The 1,256-nt window shown below is 61.9% G+C and carries 1 protein-coding gene and 1 pseudogene; one reads left to right on the top strand and one right to left on the bottom strand.

Annotated elements, in window-relative coordinates; translation table 11 throughout:
- Positions 1 to 301 (top strand): annotated as a pseudogene (locus ACRXB1_RS36270) (CoA transferase); the annotation flags it as partial.
- A gap of 3 nt (positions 302 to 304) precedes the next feature.
- Here the strand turns inward: ACRXB1_RS36270 and ACRXB1_RS36265 are convergent.
- On the bottom strand, positions 305 to 1,051 hold the full coding sequence (locus ACRXB1_RS36265) for a GntR family transcriptional regulator (protein ID WP_062000968.1): 747 nt from the start codon (positions 1,049 to 1,051) through the stop codon (positions 305 to 307).
- Positions 1,052 to 1,256 lie beyond the last annotated feature (205 nt).

The following is a 1,256-nucleotide window of genomic DNA, read 5'->3' as shown; positions in this document are numbered from 1 at the left end:
CTATCTCGCGGCATTCGGCGCAATGACCGCGTTGCAACGCCGCGCCGAGGAGGGCGGAAGCTGGCATGTGCGGGTATCGCTGGCTGGGACCGGGCGCTGGCTGCAATCGATGGGTTTGATCGAAGACGGGCAAAAGATCCACGATCCGAATATCGATGACGTCCGCGATGTGCTTCAAACCATCGAGTCGCCGTTCGGGTCGCTTACGCTCACGCAGCCGCCCGAGCGTATGTCGATGACGCCGCCATTCTGGCCCTCGCCGCCGGTCGAGATCGGTTCGGACGAGCCGCGCTGGACGTGATGGTTACTTCCGCAACTCCGCAACGAAGTCGTAGTAATCGTTGCGGCAGTAGGTATCGGTGAGTTCGATCGGGCGCTGATCGGCCGTATAACCTACGCGCGTGATCAGCAGCAACGCATCGTGTGGCGCGATGCCCATCTGCGTGGCGATTTCATCGCTCGCATTCACCGCGCGAAAATGCTGCAAGGCCCGCACGATAGACAAGTTCCGCTGTTCCAGAAAGCTGTAGAGCGAATCGCCGATTGCGTCCGGGTCGGGAATCAGCGCTGCCGGAAAGGTCGAATTCTCGACCGCCATGACAATGCCATCGGCCGTACGCAAGCGCCTCAAGCGCGCAACGGCCGCCGCCGGCGATAACCCGAGCTGGATCACTTCGTCGCGATTCGCGGGTTCGATCACGCGCGAAAGCCACTGCGATCCGGGTGTAAATCCACGTCTGCGCAGCATTTCGCTGAAGCTCGACAAACGCGAAAGCGGGTCTTCGTAGCGCGGCGTGATGAACGAACCCGCGCCTTGCGTGCGCCGTATGAGTCCTTGTTCTACCAGGAGGGCGATGGCTTTGCGCGAGGTGATGCGCGATACCCCGAGCGCCTCCGACAGCACGCGTTCGGATGGCAATGCTTCGCCCGCGTTCCATCGGTTATCGTGGATCGCATTGCCGAGCTTGCGGGCGAGTTGCAGATAAAGCGGAGTGTCGCTGTCCGGGTCCGGGCGCAAGTCGCGCCAGCGGTCTTCCGATGTGGAGTTCATATTGCGCAGGAAGTGAGGACCAAGCGGCGATTCTAAGACAAGCGGCGCAACGGCGGTTTGCTTTCGTTCGTAAGCAGAACCCATCAGGCGGCGTGGAATGGCGCAGAACGCTGCCGATCAATGCGAAACGTCCGCCGAAGCGGACGCTCTCAACGCGCGATGCCAACCGCGAAAACCGTCAGGCGGTGGCCGCACCGCCCAGGCA

It is taken from the genome of Caballeronia sp. M23-90 (assembly GCF_053574605.1).
Note: the sequence above shows the minus strand (reverse complement) of the source record. Positions and strands in the feature narration are given on the sequence as shown.